This is a genomic window from Mesorhizobium sp. M0019 (assembly GCF_040323975.1).
In the GTDB taxonomy this organism is placed as follows: domain Bacteria; phylum Pseudomonadota; class Alphaproteobacteria; order Rhizobiales; family Rhizobiaceae; genus Mesorhizobium.
This window is the reverse complement of the sequence record NZ_JAMYVK010000012.1, coordinates 1-25,465: the sequence shown is the minus strand read 5'-3', so window position 1 is coordinate 25,465 and position 25,465 is coordinate 1. Positions and strand designations below refer to the sequence as shown.

Annotated in this window: 18 protein-coding genes and 1 pseudogene; 8 read left to right on the top strand and 11 right to left on the bottom strand. The window is 60.3% G+C overall.

The window, feature by feature from the left end; genetic code table 11:
• Positions 1-99: 99 nt before the first annotated feature.
• From NKK47_RS11395 to NKK47_RS11350, 10 genes are all read right to left on the bottom strand, one after another.
• Complete coding sequence (locus NKK47_RS11395) at positions 100-1,269, bottom strand: FAD-dependent oxidoreductase (RefSeq protein ID WP_352576771.1); 1,170 nt, start codon at positions 1,267-1,269, stop codon at positions 100-102.
• A 452-nt stretch (positions 1,270-1,721) separates the two neighbouring features.
• Positions 1,722-2,903 (bottom strand): GNAT family N-acetyltransferase, encoded by a 1,182-nt coding sequence (locus NKK47_RS11390; protein ID WP_352576769.1) that lies wholly within the window; start codon positions 2,901-2,903, stop codon positions 1,722-1,724.
• Positions 2,904-2,944: 41 nt separating this feature from the next.
• Entirely contained in the window at positions 2,945-3,235 is a 291-nt protein-coding gene (locus NKK47_RS11385) for a hypothetical protein (RefSeq protein WP_352576767.1), read from the bottom strand.
• Positions 3,236-3,248: 13 nt separating this feature from the next.
• Positions 3,249-4,583, bottom strand: a complete 1,335-nt coding sequence (locus NKK47_RS11380) for a lipopolysaccharide biosynthesis protein (protein WP_352454210.1) — start codon at positions 4,581-4,583, stop codon at positions 3,249-3,251.
• Positions 4,574-5,851, bottom strand: coding sequence for a glycosyltransferase family 4 protein (locus NKK47_RS11375; protein WP_352576765.1), 1,278 nt, complete (start codon positions 5,849-5,851; stop codon positions 4,574-4,576). Before NKK47_RS11375 ends, NKK47_RS11380 begins: the two co-directional genes overlap by 10 nt.
• A 14-nt stretch (positions 5,852-5,865) precedes the next feature.
• Positions 5,866-6,510: a hypothetical protein gene (locus tag NKK47_RS11370; protein WP_352576763.1), complete on the bottom strand. Its 645-nt coding sequence runs from the start codon at positions 6,508-6,510 to the stop codon at positions 5,866-5,868.
• A gap of 100 nt (positions 6,511-6,610) precedes the next feature.
• Positions 6,611-8,581, bottom strand: coding sequence for a putative glycosyltransferase family protein (locus tag NKK47_RS11365; RefSeq protein WP_352576761.1), 1,971 nt, complete (start codon positions 8,579-8,581; stop codon positions 6,611-6,613).
• Positions 8,582-8,586: 5 nt separating this feature from the next.
• A complete protein-coding gene (locus NKK47_RS11360) occupies positions 8,587-9,732 on the bottom strand; it encodes a glycosyltransferase family 4 protein (protein WP_352576759.1) in 1,146 nt (381 codons plus the stop codon).
• A complete protein-coding gene (locus NKK47_RS11355) occupies positions 9,720-10,538 on the bottom strand; it encodes a glycosyltransferase family 2 protein (protein WP_352576757.1) in 819 nt (272 codons plus the stop codon). Before NKK47_RS11355 ends, NKK47_RS11360 begins: the two co-directional genes overlap by 13 nt.
• Before the next feature lie 689 nt (positions 10,539-11,227).
• Entirely contained in the window at positions 11,228-12,889 is a 1,662-nt protein-coding gene (locus NKK47_RS11350) for a glucosamine inositolphosphorylceramide transferase family protein (protein ID WP_352576755.1), read from the bottom strand.
• A gap of 334 nt (positions 12,890-13,223) precedes the next feature.
• Here NKK47_RS11350 and NKK47_RS11345 point away from each other — a divergent pair, with 334 nt between their 5' ends.
• Genes NKK47_RS11345 through NKK47_RS11325 form a run of 5 tightly spaced genes read left to right on the top strand, consistent with a single transcriptional unit; the run spans position 13,224 to position 18,702 of the window.
• Positions 13,224-14,513, top strand: coding sequence for a glycoside hydrolase 5 family protein (locus NKK47_RS11345; RefSeq protein WP_352576753.1), 1,290 nt, complete (start codon positions 13,224-13,226; stop codon positions 14,511-14,513).
• Entirely contained in the window at positions 14,510-15,031 is a 522-nt protein-coding gene (locus NKK47_RS11340) for a glycosyltransferase family 2 protein (protein WP_352454202.1), read from the top strand. Before NKK47_RS11345 ends, NKK47_RS11340 begins: the two co-directional genes overlap by 4 nt.
• Complete coding sequence (locus NKK47_RS11335) at positions 15,019-16,197, top strand: glycosyltransferase family 2 protein (RefSeq protein WP_352576751.1); 1,179 nt, start codon at positions 15,019-15,021, stop codon at positions 16,195-16,197. The genes NKK47_RS11340 and NKK47_RS11335 overlap by 13 nt, the downstream gene beginning before the upstream one ends.
• A complete protein-coding gene (locus NKK47_RS11330; protein ID WP_352576749.1) occupies positions 16,198-17,814 on the top strand; it encodes a Rossmann-fold NAD(P)-binding domain-containing protein in 1,617 nt (538 codons plus the stop codon).
• Positions 17,815-17,820: 6 nt separating this feature from the next.
• The gene (locus NKK47_RS11325; RefSeq protein WP_352576747.1) at positions 17,821-18,702 is read left to right on the top strand and encodes an NAD-dependent epimerase/dehydratase family protein; all 882 of its coding nucleotides are present in this window, start codon (positions 17,821-17,823) and stop codon (positions 18,700-18,702) included.
• 128 nt (positions 18,703-18,830) lie between these two features.
• Here NKK47_RS11325 and NKK47_RS11320 read toward each other — a convergent pair whose 3' ends face one another.
• Positions 18,831-19,550: a class I SAM-dependent methyltransferase gene (locus tag NKK47_RS11320; protein ID WP_352576745.1), complete on the bottom strand. Its 720-nt coding sequence runs from the start codon at positions 19,548-19,550 to the stop codon at positions 18,831-18,833.
• Positions 19,551-21,168: 1,618 nt separating this feature from the next.
• Here NKK47_RS11320 and NKK47_RS11315 point away from each other — a divergent pair.
• The 3 genes and pseudogenes from NKK47_RS11315 to NKK47_RS11305 all read left to right on the top strand — a co-directional run.
• Positions 21,169-22,725, top strand: a complete 1,557-nt coding sequence (locus NKK47_RS11315) for a family 16 glycosylhydrolase (RefSeq protein ID WP_352576743.1) — start codon at positions 21,169-21,171, stop codon at positions 22,723-22,725.
• Positions 22,726-23,070: 345 nt separating this feature from the next.
• Entirely contained in the window at positions 23,071-23,469 is a 399-nt protein-coding gene (locus NKK47_RS11310) for an ISAzo13-like element transposase-related protein (RefSeq protein WP_352454196.1), read from the top strand.
• 245 nt (positions 23,470-23,714) lie between these two features.
• Positions 23,715-24,593, top strand: a pseudogene (locus tag NKK47_RS11305) (metallophosphoesterase); the annotation flags it as partial.
• Positions 24,594-25,465: the final 872 nt, after the last annotated feature.

Genomic DNA, 25,465 nt, shown 5'->3' with positions numbered 1-25,465 from the left:
CGCGTTTACGGGGATTGGCCTCGAAAGCAGGCTGTGCTGTTCGGCCATGGGGCGTTAATGAGCTCGTTGCTGCCAACAACGCTGTCGATACCGCCAAGTTCAGCCTGCTCCCCAACGAACTGCGCTTGCCGCCAAGCGAAGTTGTGGGATCGAGATTCCCATCATGTCGAGACCAATCCTGCCCATCCGACGAATACGCCATAAAAGCGTTGTATCGGACGCCAGTGATCGGTTGTAAGATGCTTCAGCAAGCGACCATTCATCACAGGCAACTTTGACGGGGTCATTGTAGTATGTCCGGATTTTCTCGACCCCCATTCCGGGTGTGGCTAACCATGTCGGAATATGATGGCGTAACCGATCAACGTCGGTTAGCACTTTATTGAGACCGGTACCCGCCGCCGGATCGCTGGTAGCAAAACTGTCACCAGCCAATACCAGACCGGGTTGCTGTTCGTGATTCTGCGCGGCGTAAAGATCAACGGGTCGAATCTGAATATCGCTTGACACGACAGCATCACCAAGGAGACGCTTCAATCGGGGCATTACCGCATACAATGCAGATAACGGCGATGTGCGCACTTCCTGACACCACGGATGGCGTATATCACCATGGTAGACGAACACATTGGCGCGCATTCTTGAACCAATCGGAAACATGCTCACATAACCCATGGGCCCTGGCTTTTCCGCAAAATACGTTAAAGCTTGAAATTTGAAACCAGCTTTAGAGGTGAGATCAAAACCAACACTGATCGAGTGGCATTTACTGATCTCGGATCGCGTGATCGCACCCCGGACGACATTGTTTAAGCCGGTCGCCACCACAATCAATCGGGTCGACCATGTGTCACCATTTGACAGGGTAACTTTCTGCAGGTCGGAGCTCGTCATTATTTTGGTCACTTTAGCGCAGATGAATTGGACACTATCTGGAATCTGGCGGCGAATAACATTTACCAAATCCTGATAAGCCATCCCATATTCGCAAGGCTCGCCGTGTTTCCCATGCTTTTTACCGATGACATAACCGTGACGGGCCACCGATATCTCAGTCATCGGTGTCGCAGCCGCCAATACGGCATCCGCCAGTCCGGTTTTTTTGAGCAAGTCGACTTGATCGTCATCGAGTTTTTCGCAGCGAAACTCCACTGGATAGACTTGATGGATATCAACAAGGATGGTCGAAATCTCCATCCGGCCAAGCATCGCAGCGGCTAACGAGCCGGCGGTACCACCCCCGAGGACCGCTACATCAATATTATTCAATTCCCGCTCCTCCGCTCACCACTGCATTGACAGCGCGATCATGACGGCACCAAACGGTGTCGAAGAAAATTCAAGACTCCGTCTTTTGCTGCAAAACCAAACTAGCGCTTGTTTATCACGCGACCAAACCGCGCAATCCACAGCTCGGTAAACAGCTTTGACGCAATCCCCTCCATCGACCCGCCAGTCTCGCGAAGCAACTTGAAGTGCTTCTCCTCAATTTTCTCGCAGCAAAAATCCTCGCACAGGGATGATGCACGTCGATCAGGACGATCGAAATCCGGCTCGCCCGAGCGTCGCGGCGGCGATAGAGCCGCCCCAGACCGCCTCCTACAATCCCAATATCTGCACTATACATCATCGTCTCCCGCAGATAAATCGCATTATACCATACTTTTTCGCGAAGCGCTATGATATATCCAACACCGAGTTCAAACTCACGAATCGTCCAGTCAGAGAAACATGCGATGTAAAGATCTTCTTGTCTTGCGAAAAACCTGCCGCAGCGGCGGCTTTACTAACGGCGTTTTGGCATACCATGTATCTATATAATGGATCGCCATTCGCACCGCAACGACAATACGACCGAGCAAAGTTCTGCTATCAAAATGGAAAAACAGAAGCAAATTGATATCGGACCACGAAAGCTTATAAGGCTCGTCGCCGATCGTGAAATCGAATTTCTGAATCTTCCGGCCAATGGCATATTGCATCATTTCCTGAATATGCTGACGCCCGGGACTGTATTTGGCAAACTCCTCCAGATAACTCGACATCACCAGTGAATAACTGGAATTGAACCGGAGACCCAGACCCGTCGCCACCGGAATCCCATCCACATCCAGCCGCGTGACATGGATGACCTCGCGCAACCGAGGATTGGCGACAATCGCCAAATAAAATTCGCGAAAACCCGGACGTTCGAACATATCATGAACACCCATTCGGGCATAGCTGCTCCGTTTTTGTTCGATCAGCTTTGCAATGGTGCACTCGATCTCGGCCTGATCTTGCACGTCTACAAAGCGAATCGCGCCGCCACCTTGCTTGGCGAGGTTTTTGGCCTTGCGCCGGTGGGTATGCAGCGTCGAATTCGAAAACTTTGACACATAAAACCGATTCCAGTTCGCTTCCGGGAGGGTTGCGACATGTCCGGCGCAATTAGCCAGCAAGACCGGCAACTCGAGAAAGGGATTAGGTTGAGAGCCGATAACACTGGGCATATTGCAAAATTCAACAGTGTCGAAACGAAGTCGAGGATAGTCTTGAATCGCCCGAATTATGTCTTTCCACAGGCGGCCGAATCGCCCAGGTTTCACGTGATCGCTAAAATTTATCGCCAGAATGGGCGAATTATAATCGCACAATTCCGATCCAAACCAGACCAGCCGGCGGATCAGACTATGGCGTTCGATCGCCAATGGCAGAATAAAAACCGCCACGCCGGTATCGTCGAGACCCAGCACGATCACCGGGATCAGTCTCTCTTTGGAGCCGATGTGGTGATACCATTCCATCTGCCAATCAAACAATTGGAATACGGTACAATCCGCATGCTGCTCTAATGTTCTCCATTGAGCTTCCACCGCGTCCATATCGGTGAAAATTTGCAGAGCAATATTCGCCGTCGTCATTGGGTGTGCCTATGTAACAAAGGTTTTAGCCAGTCCTGCTGCTAGAGAATGTTCTGCTTGAAATCCCAAAAGGTAGCGTGCCTTGTCCGGGTCGCCGATCGAATTATAGGGAAGAACTTGCGGATGACTTCGCCCGCAGGCTGCTCCAGTCTGAACAGCAAGTTGCGCGTGATCAGGAAGCCACTCAAAATGAAGAACAGTTGGACCCGCAGCGCTCCCGCCCCGATGCGGAAGTGCGTTTTGACCCACGGCCAGCCGAAGTGCCCGACGCCGACGAGTCCGATCGCGATGGCCCACGGGCCATCCAATTGCAGTCGACAATCCAGCGCCATAATCGGTGTCTCCTCAAGTCTGGAGCGGCGACGCGGTCGGTCGGTCGTGCGCGGGGCCGGCCGCAGAATCCAGTTTCATCGCGAAGGCCAAAATCAGGGCGGCACATGCACCCTCGATGCTGACCGCGAGCGTCCAGCCTAGGACCAGGCCTTGAAGTCCATCAAGCTTCGCCCCCGCGACCACGAAGCACAGCTCCAGCAATCCGCCAAGCGCGAACCAGCGAGATGCCTTGCGCATCCTGTCGCCCAACCGCGCCAGCGTACAGGCATGAAATTTGAGCGTTGATCCCAACAGGCTGAAGCCGAGGAAGTGTAGGCTCGAACCGGCGATCTCAGGATAGACCGGATTGAAGACCGCAAGGATCTCCTGCGAATAGGTAAAGACGAAGACGGCACAGGCCAGTGAGAAGAGCAATGACGCCGACAGCGACACAAGGATGTCGTGTCTGGATTGTTTCGGGCTTGTTCTGATCACAGGGAACAGGATCGTGGCCATGGCTGCTGGAATCAACGAGGCCGTGAAGACCAGCATCCACAACGGCATGAGGGCGGCATTTGTGATCGGCGACAGGAGAACCAGCACAAGGTAGGGCATGATGACGACTGGTGCCTGCGAGGCGACATCGAGCGCGTAGTGGTCGAAGACCTTGCTTCGGAGCGTATGGAGCAGATGGAAATCGGGAGGCCCAACGAGGCGACGCGCACCGCCCCGGGTCAAGAGATCGACGCCGATACAGGACGCCACCAGGCTGGCCACCCAGCTCAGAAGAAGCGCGGCATTGGAGGTGTAGCCAGCGGCAGCGGCGACGGCGATCAGCATCAGCTTGAACGTGGAGAACAGCACCTGCCGGATCATCCTGCCGGTGCTGCGCAGGTTGCCGACGAGCGCCAGATCGACCATCGCGCAGAGTACGGTCAGGCAGCAGCCGAGGACGAACGTAACACCCTCGAACCAGCCGCCGATCGGCCCGGTCGAGCTGTTGAGGTACGCCTCCCCGAAGACAAACAACAAGGCCAGGCCGACCGCCAGCGCCACCCCGACGGATGCTGCAGCGGCCACGAGGCCGCGCCCCTTGCCGGGATGCCGTACGATTTCACCCATCAGCAGGGTCCCGAGCCCGGCTTCGCCCAGCAGGCCGACGAGCGCCATCACGGACAGGAGGGCGGAGGCCTTGCCGATCACCTCCGGCGGAAACAGCCGGGCCGCGAGCCACCAATAGACAAACCCAAGACCGGCCGTTGCAATCGTTCCGATCGCCACAGCGCCGGAATTCAGAACGAGCGCGGCGCTCTTTTGAAGCTCTCGCCGGACGCGAATAATGGCTGTCCCCACGAGACCTATTGGCATGATGGCTCCCCCGAACCTTGCTGCGCCGGTACCGCTGACCTGCTAGCGGCTGGGCACACGACGTCCCGGTAGACCTGCTCGATCCGAGTCACGACCGCTCCTGCCTTGAGGCGCCCGACTCGGGCGAGGCTTGTCGCCTCCAGGCGAGCGAGCAAGGCGCGGTCCTGCAGAAGGGTCTGCATTGCGTGGGCAAGGACGTGCGCATCACCGGGCGGCACGAGAAGCCCGGTTTCGCCATGATCGACGAGATCCGGCATGCCGCCCACGCCGGTTGCGACGACCGCCTTGCCGGAAGCCATCGCTTCCATGATGACCGTCGCGCAGGCTTCGGGCCCGACCGACGGCAGCACCCCGAACAGTGAGCGCCGCCACGCATGCATGATGGCGGAATGCGGCCATGCATTGAAAACGCGAACGCTCGGCGGAAACTCTGTTGGCGTATCGGCGACCCGGCGCCCGATCAGGACCAGCTGCGGCGCCCGTTCCAGGCCGGCATAGGCTTGCAGGAGAACGTCAATGCCCTTGAGGCGCATCATATCACCGACGAACAGGATGAATTCACCCCGGGGTAGCTCACGCAGACAGGGATGTTCCGGGCCAAGCATCGCAACATCATCGGGCACAAAGTTGGGGATGATCTCGTAGGGGGCGCGGCCTTCGGTCAGTCCGGTGTGGCGCGCCACCGCGTGGCTCACCGCGATGAAACGGTCCACCGCGCGCCGAGCGGCAAAACTCGACGCCCAGTTGCCCAAAGTGGTCGCGGCTGCCTTCACCGCCCCGTAATGTCCTGCGGCGCAGGGCAGGCACTTGGCCGGCGCTGGGCCACTGCAGAGGCGGGCGCCCAAATGCATGAAGTTCTTCTTGGCGCAGACAAGGCCGTAATCGTGGAGCGTAACCACGAGGCGCGCCCTACTCCAACCTTTGAGCAGCAGGAAGGACGCGTAGATCCAGTTATGGGCGTGGACTATGTCCGGCTCCTCCCGAGCGACCAGCCGCCTCAGGCCAAGCACCAATTCGGGATCTGGAAAGGGCGGTGCATGGCGCCGCTCGGGATCGGTGTGAAGGCCCGACAGGCGCTGGAGCGTTCCCTGCAGGCGGTGCACGCGGACCGCGCCGTCCAGCTCGGTTTCAGGCGATCCAGGATGCATCAAAGTCCCGACGCTGACATGATGGCCCCGCTGCGCCAGCGCCGCGCCGAGATTGCGGACGTGCCGCTCCTCTCCCCCGATCACCGGAGGATAGAACTGTGATAGCAGCAGGATGCGCATGGTCCAGCCTCGTTCTAGATGCGCGGCACCATCGTCGAAACGCTGCGATAGAGCCGGTTGTCTTCCGGTCGATAGAGCCGCGCCTCGGCCGTCTGGCGAGTTCCCAAGACGGGCACTGGGATTTTCCGTGTCCAGGTGTCGCCCGGCGCGATGGTGAGCGATCGGAAGATGGCGAACGGCTGCCCATCAAGGGTGATTTCCAGGTCGAATCGCTGAGGTTGGGTCTCGGCGCTCCTGATGCCGACGGTGATCTGGCCGGACTCGCCACTGGCCGACGGCAACAACCAGAACGCGGTGTATTTGAATTCCCGGTAGGCCGCTTCGTCCCGGACAGCAACCGCGTAGGCTCCGGTCGCCACAAGCATCGCTAGCATGAGCGCGGCCCCCTGCCAGAACCGGATCCGCGCTGGTGCCGGCCAGGCTGGCAGATCGGGAGTGTCGCGGCGCCCGGCCGCCAGCAGCGCCGCGGCGGCCGTCACGGCCCAGAACCACAGCGCCCACCCGAGCGGTGTAAGGAAGCCTGCGGCGTTCAGGGCAAAGCCCCCGGCAATGCCGGCGGCGAGGCTTGCTCCGACCGCGTAGACCAGGTGTTGCAAGGCGGAGGTGGTCCTGACACCCATGGCCCGCAGCACCACGTGGCCCGAGACGAAAAACACCATGGGCGCGCCCAGGGCAGTACGCAGGAGCAAGCTGTCGCTAACCGAAACGGCAGCCACTGCGGCCCCCGCCCACAGGCACGCGGCCAGAAGGTCCCACTTGCTACCAATTCTCATGCAATCCTCTCACATCGTAGATGACGATCCAGCCGTTGTCGTAGATGCGGGTGACGCCCTTGACGTCATTGAACTTGAGCAGCGCTGCGCCCGAGAGCGGAGTTCCCTGCTGGGCTTGCCACGGCTGAAAGTAAAAGCCGAGCACCGGCGGAGCCGTGGTCAGGCGAAGGTCAATGAGCAGGAAATCGATGTCGCTTCGCGCCAACGCCCAAAACTCGTCGGGCCCCAATGTCTCGGCATCGAATATGCGCGCGGGATCGATCCCTTTGACGATGGTGACTCTGACGTCCTGCCGGCCGTAACCCGCAAGCAGAAGACGGTTGATACGGTCGGTGGTGAACCGGTTGCCGGCACCGAGCCATTCCCTGGCCCAGAGTGCCGTTTCGATCCCCATGGGCTCGATCGATTCCTGATCTGCACCCACCCTGTAGCGCCCATGGATCGGATTAATCGAAGAACTCGTCACGCCGCCTAGGACCATGATCACCAAGGCAACGGCAGGCGCGATGCGGCGCCACCCGCGTGGCGCGCGACCCTGCCAGAAGTGGACGATGCTCACCGCGACGACCAGTCCAACGCCGATGAACACGAACGTTCCCATGCGGTTGCCGATTTCCCAGCCGGCGACGGTCAGTCGGAAGGCCACCGAGACTGGGAGGCCAAAGGCCAGCAAGCTGAGCAGCACGAGGCGGCTGTCGCGCCAGCGGCGTTTGAGAATGCCGTGGATGGGACGCCAACCGGATCGCGCACCGCTCGGCGCTGCCAGGGCCAGCGACCGAAAGAATCCCGTTGCCAGTCCGAGCGCCACCAGCAGGAGCGCCAGCAAAGTGGTGAGCCGCATGTAGAGGGCCTTGTCCGGCGCTCCGAGGTGCTCCGACGGCGGGGTGGGCGCGCCTCGGATCTTCCCGAGCAATGTGTCGAAGCCGGACTCGATCACCGGACCGAGATAGCCTGTGAGAGGGACGTCACGGGCCTGCACCCACAGGATCGGCAGGGCTATGGCGAGGATGGCGGCGAGACCCACGGCAATGCTGGTCTTGATCCGAAGGGAGTCTTGCCGGCGCAAAGCCTCGAGGGCGGCTAGCGCTCCGAAATAGATGGCGGCGAAGGCGGCCGAGAGGTGATGCGTGACCGCGAGGCTTGCCAACAGCAATGCAATCAACCCGAGCGACTTCAGCCTCGGTTGCCCGACGAGATCCTTGGACGCTGCTTCAACCGCGAAAGTCAGCAGGCACAGCACCATGCCGAGGCTCTCGTAAGAGAACATCGAGTCGAACAGGAAGAAGGTTGAGCAACCCATATAGGCCAGACAGGCGACGGCCGAGATACGCGGCGATCCGGCGATGCTTTCAAGGAACAGAAACAGTGCACCGATGAACGTGCCCTTAAGGATGACCAACAAGAGCGCTCCCGCCACAAACAAGGGCAGTCCCGTCAAATCGACGATCGCGGTCGTCAGGATTTCCAGGCCGGGGTAGCTTGACCCGATAGGAAAAAGCGGGTTGGACAGGAACAGCCGCCGGGCCGTGATGAGATCCTCGGCCGCGATCCAGTGCAAAACCTCGTCGTAACCGCTGAAGCTTGTCGGGGAATAGACTACCTTGCAGTAGAACAGGGCTTCGGCAAGCAGGAACAGGAGCACCAGGCGCTCACCCCTGGCTGTTGTCGGCCAGGCGATGCGAAGGCTGATCGGAGCGACCAGGAGAACGACACCGGACCAGAAGAGCGGCGCCGCCACGTCATAGTCCCGGCGCCCGGCTGCGTGCCCGGCCACGACCAGGAGTAGAGCCGCGGCGATCGTTAGGCATAGAGCCGCGATCCATCCGGAACTGGCGCGTTGCGATGGGGCATCGGCGCTGCCGTCGCGAAGGTCGGGACCGACAACGGCCGAGACGAATCGGATCCCGACCTGGAGCGGGTTGATCCTGGTTCCTGCGGTGAAATGAGCTGGCAACATCAGCATCATACTCTCCTCGCAGGAGACCAGGATGTCAGGCCACCGGGGGGCAAGGGGACAGTGGATCGGTTGCCGAGGACATCATAATAGACGTCGCTAAGCGCGTGCGCGCAAGCATCCCAGTCGGGCAGCGCCAAATCCGGGACCTCCCGACGGGACTCGAGTTCCTCGGCCATGGCGGCGGCCAGCTCTCCCGGACCGGCGTTGCACGGGATCGCCCGGCACAGGCCATTGGTGGCCAGCTCCCGCAGACCGGACGTGTCGCTGACGAGGACCGGACGGCGAAGTGAAAGGGCTTCCATCACGGCGACCGGATGGGCTTCGTATTCGCTGAACAGTATGAAGAGCGCGGCGCTCGCCAGGAGGTCTGCCATTTTCTGCCGCTCGGATCCGGGGATTCCCGCAATGGTGACCCGCTTTTCGAGGCCGAGCGTCGCGACGAGGCGTCGTAATTCTCCCTCGTACGGGCCTCTTCCGACGATGTGCAGTCGGGCATCCGGTACCCGGCGGATCAGTTCGGGCAAGGCCGCAATCGCCCGGTGATGGCCCTTGTAACGCTCCAACCTGCCGCCCGAGACGATCAGGTGCGGATCGACCTTGACGCCGGGGCTCGCAACCGGCATCGCGGCACCGTTCGGGATGACCACAAACCGTTCCCGCGGCACGCCCATCCTCGCGCTGAAGAAGCTGGCTTCGAATTCGGAGACGCCAATCAGCCGCGCGGCCCGGGCCACTAGCGGCCGGAGCAGCGCGTGCTGCGTGCCGCGCATGGCGTTGCGCAGCCGGGAGGAATGCCCGCCGCTGTGGAAGGTCAGGATGAACGGAAGGTCCCCGCGGACGGCCGCCAGCAGCCCGATCGGCGCCACGAAGCTGTTGTAACCTTGGAAATGGATCAGATCCCAAACCCCGCGCCGGATGGCGGTATAAATGCGGGGCGCCACGTAGAGGTCCAGCTCCCTCGGCCAGGCCGGCACGCGCTGCACGCGCATGCCGCGCACCGCCTCCTCAACCGGCAGCTCCCCCGAAGGATCGGTAGTGAGCACGTCAACCGCGTGGCCACGCGCAGCCAAGCGAGGGCCGACCTCCTGGATGTGAGTTTCGATGCCGCCCATGAAGGGGTAGCAGCGAGCGGCAACCATCAGGATTCGCATCGGGGTTGTCCACCGTCATCACAGGCTGTGGCGCTCCGCCTGTGCTGTTGGTGCAGCCTCTCGCGCAGGATGGTTTTGAGGACGCGCCAGCCGTCCGGGATGGGGCGCAGGTGGCTCACACCGCTGATGCGCCGAGCCTCGAAACTTGCCACCTCGACGATATTGAGGTGGTTCTTCAAAGCTCGCACGTTGATGAGGGTCTCGATCTCGAACCCGTCGCAATCGCAGTTCAGCGTGGCGACGTGCTTGGTCCAGAAGGCTATGTATCCGTAGCATAGATCGGAGAACCAACCGCCATAGAGCAGCCGCACGAACAGGGTCAGGCCCGTGTTGCCGAACATCCGGAACAGCGACATGTCACCGGTGCCGGCGCCCTGGATAAATCGTGAACCCTTAACGAGATCCGCGCCGGCCATCAGCGCACTGACAAACACGATCGCCTCCTCCGGGACCATGGAGCCGTCGGCGTCCAGCATGACGATGATGTCGCCTGTGGCGGCCAGGAATCCCGCTTGCAGTGCAGCGCCCTTGCCCCGGCGGGGCTCCATGACAACCTTCACGTCCTCGCGCAGGCGGCGCGCGACCGCGACCGTGTCGTCGGTGGAACGGCCATCCACGATAATGATCTCATGCGCCCAGTTGGGGATGCGCGGCAGAAGCCAAGGGAGGTTCTCGGCTTCATTGAGCGTCGGGACGACAAAGCTGACTCGAGGCAGAATCAACGATGGCCGCAGCGCGAAATTGATCGAGTCAGGCGGCGATGCGGCACCGATGGGGGCGACAATGCTGGAAAGACGGGCGTTCATGGCAGCGCTTTAAGGTCGTACGATGGAACCCAGGGGGCGGGCTGAAAGCGCGCCAGGACTGCCGATAGGTATCGGGCGAGATGATGGGCCGGGTGATACGTCCGGTGCTCCACATCGCGCGCGCGCAAATGCGCGGCCAGCGACAAGCCGTGGGGGGCAGCTCCAATGACTGCCACATCCACGGATGTGCTTGATCCAATCATATGCGGGCTCTCGGCCATAGTGGAATGAAGAATGAAGGTGAGATGAAAGAAGATCGGTTGCAGCCCCCTAATTTTAAGTTGTATGCGAGCATTACCTATGCATACCTTAAATGGAAGGACGATGGATGGTTAGGAAAAGACAATAGATGATTAGCTCTTTTGGGGTATCTCTTCAGGTTATTTCCAGCCCATACCACCAGCGCGAATAGCACGGCAGCGGCACCGATCACTTCAGCAACTGTGTTGGCAGCGTTGCCAAACCCGTTCAGACCTCTGGGGCCACTTCCAACGCCGGCGAGGACATCCATCGACCCGCGGCCGGCACTAGCTCACAAGCGACAATTTTCTACTGAGCGAACCGTGCGGAAGGCAGCGAAGATCGTCGGCGCGAAGAAATGAACGTCCAGACAACGCTGACATTGCCACTGGCCAGAAGCTGCAATGTGCAGGTGGGCTCGCTCCTTCACTCGGCCGTGATTTCCGAGCTTATTCTGTGCCCGAGAAGGGTCGGGGGCGCCCGGCCCTTCTCAGGCGGGGTACCTTGCGCTCGACCACCTGGCTACGGGTGGCTGACCCGGACGAGACCGCCCAAGAGAGGGACTGCCCACGCGGTCCCGAGACCGGCGCGTCGGGTACCAGCAAACGATAGGAGGTCGTGACCTCTCGCAAACCCCGGATATGCCCGAACAGGTCGATCACCTCCAAGCCAGACCGGCGGTTGTAGGTGTGACACCCCAACGCTCCGGACCAAATGCGACCGACCGGGGTCTGGGCAAACTCCGACGCCCCGAGCGCATCGATCTGGCAGAACGTCACCGCGCTGCCATAGCCGCGCGCGCAGTCTTGGACCGGGCGTAGCGTGCGTCCGCCGTGTCGGATGACGGCGCCTGCGGGGCGGCTGAGCCTGGCATCGATCAGGACCGGGTTGGCGGCATGGGGCGTCCAAGACCCGGTCAGGCTCTCGGCACGGTAGAGGCTGAGGACATCCCAAGACGTGGACCTCCACCGCCTTGGGCTGACGAAAAACCAAAAGCCGCCCTCATGGCAGAGAGGCGTGGTATCGTAGCCCTCGATCCCCTCGATGAGGCAGGCCTCCCGCGTCCACCGGTAAGGGAATTCCACTGCCCTGTAGAGGCTAACATTCCTGGCCGTCCCCGATTCGGGGATCATCCAGATCTGCCCGTCCTGCTCGAACACGAACGGGTATGAGAGGTGATGCGGTTCCTCCAAGACGATCTGGGGTGCGCCGACGGTCCCGTCCCGGTCCGCTGCCACGACCGCAATGCACCCCCGGTTCTTCGAGTAGAGGTACTGTTCGACAAAAATGAAATCCTGCCCCTGGCGCCGGAACGGGAACGGGTCGGCAAGGTAGCTGTCGGTGCTTCCGGTGAGCACCGAGAAGGTTGCTTCGCCTTTGTCGAGCAGGCTCGCCGATTCATCGAAGCGCCAGCCAACCCCCCACATCCTGCCGCCTCTTGCCAGGACGTCCAAAAACCTGATCGCTTTCGATGCCACCGTGCCGGTCGCCCTTGCAAGGGCCGAGGATGCGCCAAGTGAAGGCACGGCCGTCCGTGAACCGGGGACACCGGACGCAGCTGAACCGGTTTCCTCGCGCAAGGCTTTGAGGATCAGCAGCACAGCGCAGGAGAGGACGCTGTCTAGACTCGCTGAGAACACTCCACGGTCTACACTGGCCGGACGGGCCATCCACGGCCGCAACGGGCGCGCCGTGTCGTGCAGGTCGACGAGAAGGTCCTGATCATTCGCCACGGCCGCCATGACGCCGATCTCGCCGGGTACGCCGTTGAAGAGCGGCGTCAGCACCCGCAGCCCCGCCGGGCGTGTCTCCTCTCCGCTCAAATCGATCACCACGTCCACTTGGTCGGACGGAGGCGGCGGCAGGGACCGCAGCGCCGCCTCGACGGAGTCAGTGGCGCCGTTCCCGCGAAAGCCATAGACCAGTCGTTCGAGTTCGAGCAGCAGACGGCAGGTCAACGGCAGCGGGCGGCGACCGGCCGCCAAAGCGCAGGAGACCTCGTTGCCGGGCACTTCAGCAAGCGCTTCTGCCAGCCAGAGGTGCCACCGAAGTAGCCGCGATGAATCGAGACTCAGGCAAATGCGCATTGTTGTTCTGACCGCGGATTTCAAAAGGACGCCGGCTCACAGCTTGACGAGAACCGCCTGCGGCGATCCGCCTTACCAAGACTCCGCCGCGGGCCCGCGGGGCAGGGAGGTAGATGGAAAGCGATGGCGCGTGTCACAGCGCGAGAATATTTCCCACCTATTACTACCGCGGGGACTCGCCAATAAGAGGAGCCGAACTCTTGGTTGGGAGCGATGTCTGACAGCACGGGTCCATACTCGAGCGACCGGAATCGGCCAAGCACCACTATGCCCGAACGACGCCCGGGCTGTGCGAGGTCAGAGGAGGTAATCCCTCGGGGCTGTTGCACTCGGCGCCCGGCGAGAGCCACATGCCCGGGTGATTGTTGGCTGGCAACGAGTGAAAAATAGGCTGCGCAACGCCGGACTGCGGGTGCTGGTGTGCGCGTTGCTGTCCGTTCCGGCAGTCGTGAGCGCCGCGGATGACCCGTCGGCAACGTCCTTCATCAAGACTTCCGGAACGAACTTCACCTTGGACGGCAAGCCGTTCTTCGTGACCGGCGTAAACAACCACTATCTGACCTACGGGTCGCCGGATGAGGTCACCCGCGTTCTCGATGACGCGGTGGCGATGGGCGCCAATGTGGTCCGCACCTTCCTCCAGCCGGTGATCGGGTCGCTCGACGGAAGCAAGCCTACGATCTGGGATTGGCGGCTTGAAGGCGAAGCCAGCAATCTCGCGGTCAAGGGCACGTACCTGCTCTACTGGGACCCGAACCAAAACAGGATGGCGATCAATGACGGCGCCGACGGCATGCAGAAGGTTGATTTCCTCATCGCCGAGGCCGGCAAGCGACGCCTGAGGCTGATCATCGCCGTCCTGGATTTCTGGGCCTTCACAGGCGGCGCCCAGCAGATGCGGGCCTGGTATGGGAGCCGGGACGCCCCAGGCGTGCAGAGCCAGTACGACACCGACCTCAGCAAAGAGAAGTCGGAGTTTTTCTTCCAGGATCCGCGCACGAAGCGCGACTACAGGACCTGGGTCAGCCACGTCGTGCAGCGAGTCAACCCGCTCACCGGGCTCGCCTACCGGGATGATCCGACCATCATGGCCTGGGAGCTAATGAACGAAGGCAATGCGCAGCCGGAGGCCTTACGATTGGCTTGGACCACCGAAATGACGGCTTACGTGAAGTCGCTCGATCCGAACCATCTCGTCACCTCAGGGCACGCTAACGTCGAGTCGAAGCTATCGGATCTGACGATCCCGACTCTCGATTTCGGGACCTGGCACGGCTACCCGCTCTACTACAAGCTCACCGTCCAGCAGTTCGACAGCTTGATCACCGAGTTCTGCCGGTTGGCAGTTCGCGCCGGCAAGCCGGTGCTTCTGGAGGAGTTCGGCTATGCCCGCTCCAATCAGAACTTTGCCCAGGCTTACGCGATGTGGCTCGACACGCTGACGCGCGAGCGCAACTGCGCCGGCTGGATTGTGTGGCGGCTGGTGTCGCGGCAGGACAGCGGGCGCTATCCCGTCGACGAATATGACAAGTTCGATATTCACAACGACGGAGGTCCCCTCTGGAACATCCTCAAAGCCGCCACGGCTCGGGCGACGCAGACACGCGAAACCAGCCCGGCCTCAGAAACCAGCCGGCAGTTGCCATGACCGAAGCCTCCGTCGTGATCTGCGCCGACACACTCGATCGCTGGGACGATTTGAACGCGGCCATCGCGTCGGTGCGCCGCCAGACCTGCCCGGCCCGCGAGATCGTCCTCGTCGTCGACAACGATGAGGCGCTCTTGGAGCGCGCCCGGCGCGAGATCGAAGGTGTCGTCGTCACACCTAATACCAACGTGCGTGGACTGTGCGGCGGTTGCACGACGGGAGCCGGATTGGCGGCCGCGCCGGTCGTGGCGTTTCTCGATGACGATGCGATCGCCGATGAGCGCTGGCTGGACGAGTTGCTGATGCCCTACGCCGACCCGCGCGTGCTTGGCGTCGGCGGCCGCCTCGAGCCTCTGTGGCGCAAACCTCGGCCCTCGTGGTTTCTTTATGCTGAGAGCCGGCTTCCGGGTAAGCCGAATCCAGCGCGTGGAAGTCTGGCTTTATCGCATCGTCTATCGAAAAGCTTGGGGCAGACATTGGCAGCTCAAGTCGGGAGAATTCCTAGATGCGTATTCTGATGCTTGCGCAATCCTGCACGCCGATTGGCGTTGGCCAGCGGGGCCACGTCCGGAACCTAAGTATCGGTTTCGCCCGCCGCGGTAATGACGTTGCCGTTGCCACAACCGGTCAGCCTGGATCGAAAACCGGGCAGACCGAGCATGGCGTCACCAGCGAACGCCGGCAGGTCCCGCGCCCCCCCACGATCTCGGTGATTATCTGTGCCTACACCGAGGACAGATGGGAGCTGATGCTTCAGTCGGTGGCCTCGGTTCAGGAGCAGACCTTGCAACCCTGCGAGATCATCGTATGCATCGACCACAATGAAATCCTGTTTCACCGTTGTGCCGCGTACTGGGCTGGCTTCGCCGCATCCACCCCTCCGATTCGGGTGATCCAGAACAAGTATGACGGGCACCTGGGGTCGGCCCGAAACACTGCAGCCGAGACAGCAGCGGGAGACATTCTGGCGTTCTTGGATGACGATGCAGCGGCCGACAAGGACTGGCTCGGGATTCTCACAGACCCGTACCAGGATGAGCGCATCGGCGCCGTCGGCGGGCGCCCCCTACCGGTTTTCGAGTCTAGCCGCCCGGCCTGGTTTCCCGTGCAGTTCGACTGGGTGTTCGGATGCGCTTATGACGGTCTTCCGACAAGCCGAGGCCCCTTGGCTCATCTTATAGGTGCCAACATGTCGGTGCGGCGAACCCTCCTTGAGCAGGTGGGAGGGTTCCACTCCGACAATCACGACGACATGGACATGTGCCACCGCGTGGCGCAGATCAAGGGTAGTGAGGCTGTCATCTACGAACCGGCAGCGACCGTCCGCCACTTTGTACCCGCCTCACGGCCGAGTTGGAAGTACTTCTGGCGCCGCTGCTTCTTCGTCAACAAGGGGAAGATCGAGGCTCTTGCCCAGATGGGCGACGCCGCAACTCTGGGTGCGGAAACCCGCTTCGTCTGGTACGCGCTGACCAAGGGCGTACCGCGAGGGATTTGGCAAGCCGCCAAGGGTGACCCCCACGGGCTGGTCCGGTCCTCGGCCATAATCATTGGCATAGGTCTGGCCGCAGCAGGCCACGTCGCCGGTCATGTCGAGCGGGCGCGGCGATTGCGCCGGCAGCGCCGACAGGCCACCAGGCAGGTATTTAACACAGCCGCGCGAGCCAATGGGCGAGAGAAGTGAATGCCTTCTTCGATAATCATTGGTTCGGGTCCGGCTGCAGCCGCCGCCGTGTTGGCGCTGTCCGGGAAGTCTGACGAGAAGATAACTGTGTTCGATCCGGGCACCGTGCTGGACGTCCAGACGCAAGAGGTAATCTCCAGGCTGTCCAAGCTGCGTGTCGGCGACTGGGATGAGGAGGACGTCCGCCGGATCGGATTGCAACCCAAGCGCGTACAGTCGGATTCGCTCCCTGAAAAGAGAAGCTACGGATCCGATTTTCCGTTTGTCAACGAGGGCCAACTCGACGGAGTCCACTCCCAGGGTAGAGTCAACTCTGCTGTGATCTCATGCGCCTACGGAGGGTTCAGCAACGTCTGGGGGGCCCAGATCATGCCCTTCAGCGCTGCCACATTCAAGAGATGGCCGTTCGGTTTCTCGGATATGGAAGAGCACTATCGGACGATCCTTGGTCACATTCCGTTCGCCGGAGAGTCCGACGATCTCGATGAGTGGTTTCCGCTCATCGGATCTCCGCACCCGCTTCCGCCGCTGGCACCGCGGACGCAGATGGTGCTGGCCAACTACGACCGGCACCGCGATCGTGTACGCTCCACCGGAATAACCATAGGGCGCGCGCGGCTCGCTTTCTCGGCGCCCGAATGCCAGCCCTGCGGCCTGTGCATGACTGGATGCCCGAGGTCGCTGATCTACTCGGCCTCGCACAGCTTCGACCGCTTCAGGCGCAGCGGGAGGATTGACTACCACAGCGGGCTGCTCGCGGTTCGAGTCGGCCAGGAGGCCGACACGGCAGTCGTGGAGGCTCGGGAGCTATCCAGCGGCCGGATCCAGCGATTCGCAGCCGACCGGGTCTTCGTGGGTTGCGGAGCTATCGGCACCACTCGGCTGATCCTGGGCTCGCTCGGATCGGACCAGCCGGTCCATCTTTCGGAATCGGCTCAGTTCGTTCTTCCAATGATGTCCGTGAAGCCGACTCCCGACCCACGTACAAGGCGCGAGTTCACACTCAACCAGTTCAACATGGTCATCGGCCGGGACGACGAAGGCTTCGACGTCTCACAGGTTCACTTTTACCCGTTTAACCACGCATACTACGATGCGCTGCCCGGCTTCCTCCAACATCCCGCCGCCGCCTTCGCGACAGATCGGCTGCTGAGCCGATTGACGGTAGGCCTCGGCTATTTGCCATCCTGGGCGTCACCCAAGATACGGATCACAGCCCAGGTGCCCGCAGCTCCTGATGAGCTACCCCGGATTACCCTTACTTCCGAGGGGTTCAGCGAGACCAGGGTCAGGGGCAAAGACGTGCCTCCGACGCTGCCTGACGTAATAAAGCGCATCTATAGGGCAGCACCTTACCTTGATTTGTGGCCGGTCACGTCGCAAATGCTGTGGTCGGGTGGGGCCAAGAGCTACCACTTTGGCGGCAGCTTTCCCCACGCTAGTGAGCGGGACGCCCGGAGTGCGACGACAGACCGCGTCGGGCGGCTGGCGCGTTGGGACCGGATTCATCTTATCGACGGTTCGGTTTTCCCAAATGTTCCGGCGACTACCTTTACGCTGACTGTGATGGCCAATTCTCATCGCATCGCCTGCGAGGCGATGGAACTGACGGGGTGAGCATCAATGCGGGTCGGCATCACCGGAGCGACTGGGTATGTCGGGTCCATCCTGCGTGCTACCTTCGCCCAGCAAGGGTATGAGGTCATCGCGTTCGCCCGCCCGAACCGGGCGACCTCCGCATCTGCCGCCGCAATGGCCGGCGTCGCCGAATGGCGTCCATATGAGATTAAGCGCCCGCCGTCGGGGGCCGCATTCAGCGACCTAGATGTGCTCATACATAGTGCATGGGACCTGAGTCTCATTAGTGCAGGCGATGTATGGGGTGTCAATGTGTCCGGCTCGCAGCACCTCCTCCGCAATGCCGCCGACGCAGGGGTTCGCCGGGTCATTTTCATCTCCTCGATGTCCGCTTACAAGGGAACCCGACAGTTGTACGGCCAGGCCAAGCTGGCGTGTGAGCGCACAGCCAGCAGTATGGGAGGCGTCTCCACCCGCCTCGGACTGGTTTACGGCCCCGGTTGGGCCGGGATGGCCGGCGCGCTGCGCAAACTCACCAAACTGCCGGTTACACCTCTCATCGGGGCGCGCTCCCATCAGTTCACCGTGCATGAGGCAGACATGGCAGCCGCCATGGTGCGTATTGCCGAGTCGGACATGCCCCTGCCGGAACCGGTAGGGCTGGCCAACCCCGAACCGGTGCCGTTCCGACGGCTCATGAACGAGATCGCCGCGTCACAAGGCAGAACACTGCGTGCCGTCCCGGTGCCCTCGCAGCTTGTCAGTTGCATGCTCCGGGCAGGAGAGGCCCTGCACGTCCCCCTACCCTTCCGATCCGACTCCATCCTGGGGCTCGTGCACCCGGCGGCAGAGGTTCCCGGGGTAGGGCAGCTCAAGCAGCTCGGAATCAGGTTTCGAAGCTTCTCGCTGGACGGAGATCGACGTTAAAAATATGGGAGATTTGCCCAGCCCTGCGGGTGACAGCGTTTTGACACTTCCCGGGCACTGCAACTTTCACCTTCGTGAGCCTCCAGCACACAAAGGTCGGTTCGCGCTCGACGCGCACGAACACCACCTCAGCTCGTGAGGACGATCAGCGAGGCGCCGCCGAGTAAGCGCACCGACAGGTCCTCTCCGGCCATAGTCCGGACAATGCCTCGGGCGGCATTACCGAGGATGGCTGTAGTGGTTCTCCATTCGGGATGGATCTGCAGAATATCTTCCGCGGTCCTAGTGTACTGTGCGTCAATAATTTTAAAATCTGTGTCGCGCAGGGTCGCTAGCGCCGTTGCCTGATCAAAGTAATGCAGGTGACCAACCTCCTTGCGTTGCTTAAGATGCTGACCACGTAGAAGTCCGACGACATTCATGTCAAGTGGAATATGGAACGTATAGTATCTTGATCGTCCTCTTAGTCTTCGAAGGAAGCCAATATAATCATCAACGTGCTCGAAAACATCGATGCACAAAAGAAGATCGCAATTCTCGCCGGTCTGAAAGAAGTCGCCGCAGTGAAATTTGAGATTGTTTTTTTCTCGGTGTTTGGCCAAATTAATAGCGTAGGGAGCGATATCGTAGCCGGTGGCTGTTGAATCACGGAAGCTATCATGCCGAAGAAGACCATCCAGAACGCCTCCCGTCCCACAACCTGTATCGACGATTTTCTGGCAACTGATGTTGTTGGCGCGCACGATCTTGGCGATGTTCGCGGCCTTAACACCGCCATCTTCGTCATGCCAAGTCGGATTAGCAGCGGCATAATCTATTCCGGTATAGAGGTCATTACTTGACATCATCTCTGCCACCTTTTGTGGTTGAGCCAGATTAAGTTGCCTCTTCAAATATTTCGGTGTTACTAATAGTTTCTTTTGGCTTGAAATCGACCAGCGATCGAGGTCGCTGCATGGCCACAAGGCCAGGTCCAGAAGGGGATCCTAAGTCGTCCTGTCGATCGCACTTCACATTTCGGGAATGGACGAATGTTAGGCAGCCGCACCAGTCTTGAGGTCGCTCAGGGTTCCTCCGTTGCCTCGGGGCTACACGCTACATGCGAACCGCGCATCTCAGTGGCGCAACCGGATAAAAGCAAAACCTAGCCATTACAAATGTAACGACACTCTCGATGGCGTCAAGCCGCCGGCGGCGAAGCTTCCGGGGAGGTCCCGTAAGGCACGCGGCCCATCTGAGGTAGCTCATGGGAATCCAACTCCTCTCGTTCCACAGCGAGGCTGACTGGCAGAAATTTTCGCCGATCAGGGACAAGCGATGCCGCATTGTCGGCTTTACGTTCTGAACGACGGTCAACCTGCATAGACGACCATGCAGCAAAAGAGCACGCTAATCGACTGTGCCCCAGGTGGAGCTTTGGCCACTGGCTGCGCGGTTCAGACTCGCGGCAGGCGCCACGCGGCGAGAACGCGCCGCGCCATAGGGGTCAAGTATCAGCCACTTCAACAAGCCGCTTAAGCGATCGCACTTCCCCTGGATGCGGTTGCAGGTTCGGCGCGTTACATGCAGGCACGCTGGCGTTTCGATTGAACGGCCTGTCGGCGCTGTAAGGCCTGCACTCGATAGCAGGGCCAGCTCTCACCTTCGATCATTGAAGGCGGATCATGTGGGACATCGCCGCCGTGGCGCTGGCGAGATCCCTCAGCAATACGTGTAGAGACTGCATCGGCCGCGCAAACGGCACGGTCGAACTTCGGACCGGCAGCGCCAGCCATAGGTTCGACGGCTCGTCCGCCACGCAACTCGGAAGACATCCTGGCCATCCTTGTCGACGACCTCACATGCGAACGACCCCGCGAACACATGCGCTCAAACCGGCGCAACATTTCAGCCGACGGACACGGTTTTGGTAGGACGTCCGGAAGGGCGCTTCGGTGCGGCCGTTCGACACACGTCCTACATTAGAATGTGTTAATAAGTTCTCACTGAGCCTCATTCTCGCCGCAAATGGCAGTAAGCTCGTGTTAGCTCGATACATCGTCCTCGGATTAATCACTTCTCGATAGTATAAGACGGTAGGCGGGATAAGTCCAACGAGCGGAAATGCCTGCGTTTTACTTAGGGCGCAGGCGTAATTACAACAAAAAACACAACTAACCAAGGATACACCGTGTTTTTACTAAACAGCTCGGCGGTGCCGGAAGAGCTGCGCTCGACTTCAATTTGGCTGCGGCTGGAACCGCCGAACAGCTTGCGTGCGCGGCAGCACCCTCGACAAAATTCGTCTTCGGATGGCGAGTTCAACGTTCAGCTTGCTCGACAATAATGTCTGGGCGAGGACTTCCAAATCTCCGCTACTTTGAAACTCCGTTCGCAGTGCCCAACTGCGAGCATGCGATCTGCCGCGCGCCTTGGCGATGCGCGGCAGTGGAATTCCCTGTTTTCAACACCAAAGAGGATCACTGAATGACTCTTTCCGCCCCCGCAGGCTTTGCCTCTAGCGATCTCGTCTTCGAGGAAAACTTCTCCGGTACGGCGCTCGACAGCGACTGGCATACCTACATCACCAGCAATGCCGCCAATGGCTGGCCATGGAATAGTAATGGATCAGGAGGAAGCAACGCAGGCTCGCAATATTATGCCGACTACGATGTGCCGAGCCAAGTCTCCGTGAGCAACGGGGCCTTGGATCTCACGGCGATCAAGCAGCCCATCAGCGGCATAAATCAGGGGACCACACAGACATACCCGGTCACGTCCGGCGCGGTCAGCAGCTACGGCAACTTCGAATTCAATGGCGGCTACCTTCAGATCAGCATGAAGGCGCCAAGCGGCGATGGCGCATGGCCGGCCCTTTGGCTGTTGCCCGGCCATGGCGCCGGCAGCAGCGGCGACAATTTCGAGATCGACATGCAGGAGGGCGGATTTACCGGTTCGGGGCCGGCGGACCAGATGTTCTCCTGGCACCTCCACTCGCCGTCAGGGTGGGTAGGAAACAGCATTGATACGGGGACCGACCTCACGGCCGGCTTCCACACGTACGGCATCAACTGGGTGCCCGGTCAATCGATCACCTGGTATCTCGACGGGCATCAGATGGCGCAAGTGACCAGCGCACAGGCGCCGATCCCGGATGAACCGATGGAATTGATCATGAACAATGGGGTCGCGAATTCGAACGTGACCGGATGGCATACGGCTCTGGATGGTTCGACTCCTTCGTCGATGCAGATGCAAGTCGATCAGATTCAGCTTTACCAGAAGGCAGGCAGCGGTGACACGGTGACGGGTGCTAACGTCACTCCCCCAATCACTGGCTCGACCGGGACCGAGCCCGTGTCTGGCACCGGGACGGTTCCTTCTTCCGGCAGCACCAGCGATGGCACCTTGTACGGCACCAGCGACGCCGATGTATTACACGGAACCAGCGGCCACACGATGATTGGCTATGGCGGCAACGACACCTATTATGTCGATAATGCCAACGAGAAGGTGGTTGAGGCGGTGGGCGGCGGCAACGACAGTGTGCTCGCCTCGGTGAGCTATGCGCTTTCCGCCGGCTCGGAGATCGAGCTCCTCGCTACGAATAACGCGTCAGGCACGAAAGCAATGACCCTCGCCGGCAACGAGTTCGCCCAGACCATCCAGGGCAATGCCGGCAACAATGTCATTAACGGCGGCCTCGGCGCCGACGTCTTGACCGGCTACGGAGGCCACGATGTCTTCTCGTTCAATACTGCTCTTGGAGCCGGTAATGTCGACAAGATCACCGACTTCAAGCGCTCCCAGGATACGTTCCATCTCAGCGATACCGTTTTTGCCGGGCTTCAGCCGGGAGGGCTTCCATCCAAAGCTTTCTTTATTGGTGCAGCCGCGCATGACAGCTCCGATCACATCATCTACGACAGTGCAACCGGGGCGCTCTCTTTCGACAGTGACGGGGCCGGCGGCGCATCTCAAATACAGTTCGCCAGCCTTTCCCCACATCTGTCGCTCAGCGCAGCCTCGTTCTATGTGACCTGAAGGACTACGCGGGGCTGCCATGGCCAAATAAGGACTGGATGAACAGCACCTCAAAGCCATGGTGCCGAACCGAAGTCAGCGTACCAAAGGCGGGAGCCCGGTTTTCGGCGATGATCTGCTCAAGCAAAAGAGATGGGGTTCCATCCCGATGCCATCGGGATGGAACCGCTCTAGTTGTGAGCTTTGCGCAGGTTGTCCATTCGGACCGAACCGAGGAGACTGGAGTTACCAAGCTTCGGGTCCGAATGAACATCCCAGACTGGCATGCGCAGCATCATCAGCTACTTTCTCTCGCCAATGATGCGATACAAGCAGGAAACACTGCGAGAGCGGTAAGAAGCCGGTTTGCAGCCGACGAAAGTTCGCCCTCCGGCTTCAACTCGAGAGCGCCGCAATCTTGTCGAGGCGATAGGTCAAAGGCGGGAAGCGGTCGGCTCGAAGCTGGATGACCATAGCCGGTTGTGGAAGGTCGAACTGCAACAACTCACTCGCGAGACAGGCCTTGCGCTCCACATTGCATCACCATCCGACGGGCACATCGACATGGCGCAACATCGAACACCCCTGTTCTGCCGCATCACGCAAAGCTGGCGCGGACGGCGCCTCCTCAATCGCGTGGCCCTGGTCGAGCTGATCGCAGTCGCGACAACCAAGCGGACCCGAAGCGGGCGCGCGGTCGATTCCGCGGCCGACGAAAAACGGGATCAAATGAACGATGTCGAGATGGAGGCGCTCGCCATCTAAGGCGACGCATTCATCCGGAATGGAACTGCACCATCCGCCCGAGATCAGTGGCAATTCGGAGCAGTTGACTGGTCCTAGCCCGAGCTCCCTTCCCTGCGCAATAAAGACCAATGCTTGCAGGTGATGCCAATTTGGGAAACTATTGACCAGCGAGGCCTCTCACGCGGTTGATGTGGTCCAGGCTGCCGCAGCTGAATACGCAGCGATCTCTAGTACCAACCTAGTTCTGCTGGAAAACACAAGTGCTGACGTCGCGGCGCTCATTCCTGAAGCTCTTTGGCGCCGTGTCGCTCGCGGCATTCGGTCTGGCGAGTTATGCCATCGCGATTGAGCCTCGGTTTCGACTGAGTGTCACGCACTACAAGCTCCTTCCGCCGCGCTGGCCGACCACTGCCAAGCCCCTGCGCATCGTCGTGGTCGCTGACATCCATGCCTGCGAGCCTTGGATGCCGGTTTCCAGGATCGACGAGATCGTTGGTGTTTCGAATAGCCTGCAGCCCGACATCGTCCTTCTCCTTGGCGACTACGTGATGGGCGTGCTGCCACGCTATGCCACCGGGATCGTGCCCGACACTGTTTGGGGGAATTCTCTTTCGAAACTTTCGGCGCCACTCGGCTGCCACGCCATTCTCGGCAACCACGACTGGTGGCACGGTGTCGATAGTGTCCGCGCAGCCCTCGTCGACAATGGCATTCCGGTCCTCGAGAACACCGCCACGCTTATCCGTCAGCAGGATGGCCCAGCATTCTGGCTCGCGGGTCTTGGCGACCAGTGGGCCATGCAGTTTTCTCGCGGCGTGTACAAGGGCGTCGACGATCTGCCTGGAACAATGGCCGGAATACCCAACGACGGCAATCCGATATTGCTCCTTGCGCATGAACCGGACATCTTCATTACTGTCCCTGACCGTGTCAGCCTGACGTTATGCGGCCATACACATGGCGGACAGGTGCGCTTGCCATTCGTTGGCCCCCCCATCATCAATTCAGCCTACGGACAGCGCTTCGCTTATGGGCATGTCGTCGAGGGTGGGAGGCACATGATCGTATCCGGGGGTTTGGGCGTATCATGGCTGCCGGTGCGCTTCGGCGTGTCGCCGGAGATCATGGTCGTCGATATCGGCCCGAAAACGTCCTCTCGTCCTGTAGACGAACCATCTGCTGTATCACGAGACCTGCCGTCCGCCGTCGATCGTTCGCACGAGGGTATTGATGGTTGTGTACATGCCATATTCCCATCGCATCCAAGACGAACGCGGCACAGTCTATCATCCCTTTCTCCGACGGGCGGAGTCGGCGGATAGCTCTCGATCCACTAGAATGCCTTTAAGAAGCTGAGCCAGGCGTCCCGAAACACCTTTCTTCGACACATTCTCGGGGAAGGGAAAACCTGAATGGGTACGGCATCTTGTAGCCCCATCCTTGTTGTTGGCGCCCGAGCAGAACGCATCTTGGAGCATGCAAATGGCCCTGGTTGCACGAGATCTCCTTTGGGCCATCGGCGAGCATATTCCTATTGGATGAGGCGGCGCGAACCAGCGTTTCAGGACTACTCAAATTCCTGAAGGGGCCTGCGCCCGGCAGCATGCTAGGACTGTTGCACGCAATAGCGGATCAAAACCGTGATCCTGGACATAGTCGGCCGAACCACACCGAACACATTCCTCTTTGAAATCCAGCGTTCCGCGGTGGGCTGTCATTCAGCCGAGCCGAGCCGCAGATGGCCGATGGCGTGTAGGCAAGCGAAGAAACATACGGCAGGTCAATATCCCTGTATGGCATCGACCTCGATATAGAGAGGGGCTGCAATTCAGCCCCAGCTATAGACCGTTGCGGCCGGATCAGACGGGCTCGCGGGTGAGATAAACCGCAATTGAATTGCGCTCCACCAAGCGGGCCGCAAGGACACGGTGCTCGAAAGGTAACGTGGCCTCCGCCAGCCTCTTCAAGAGAAGCTCCGCTGCCGTCGCTCCAATCAAATGTGCCGGCTGCGCGA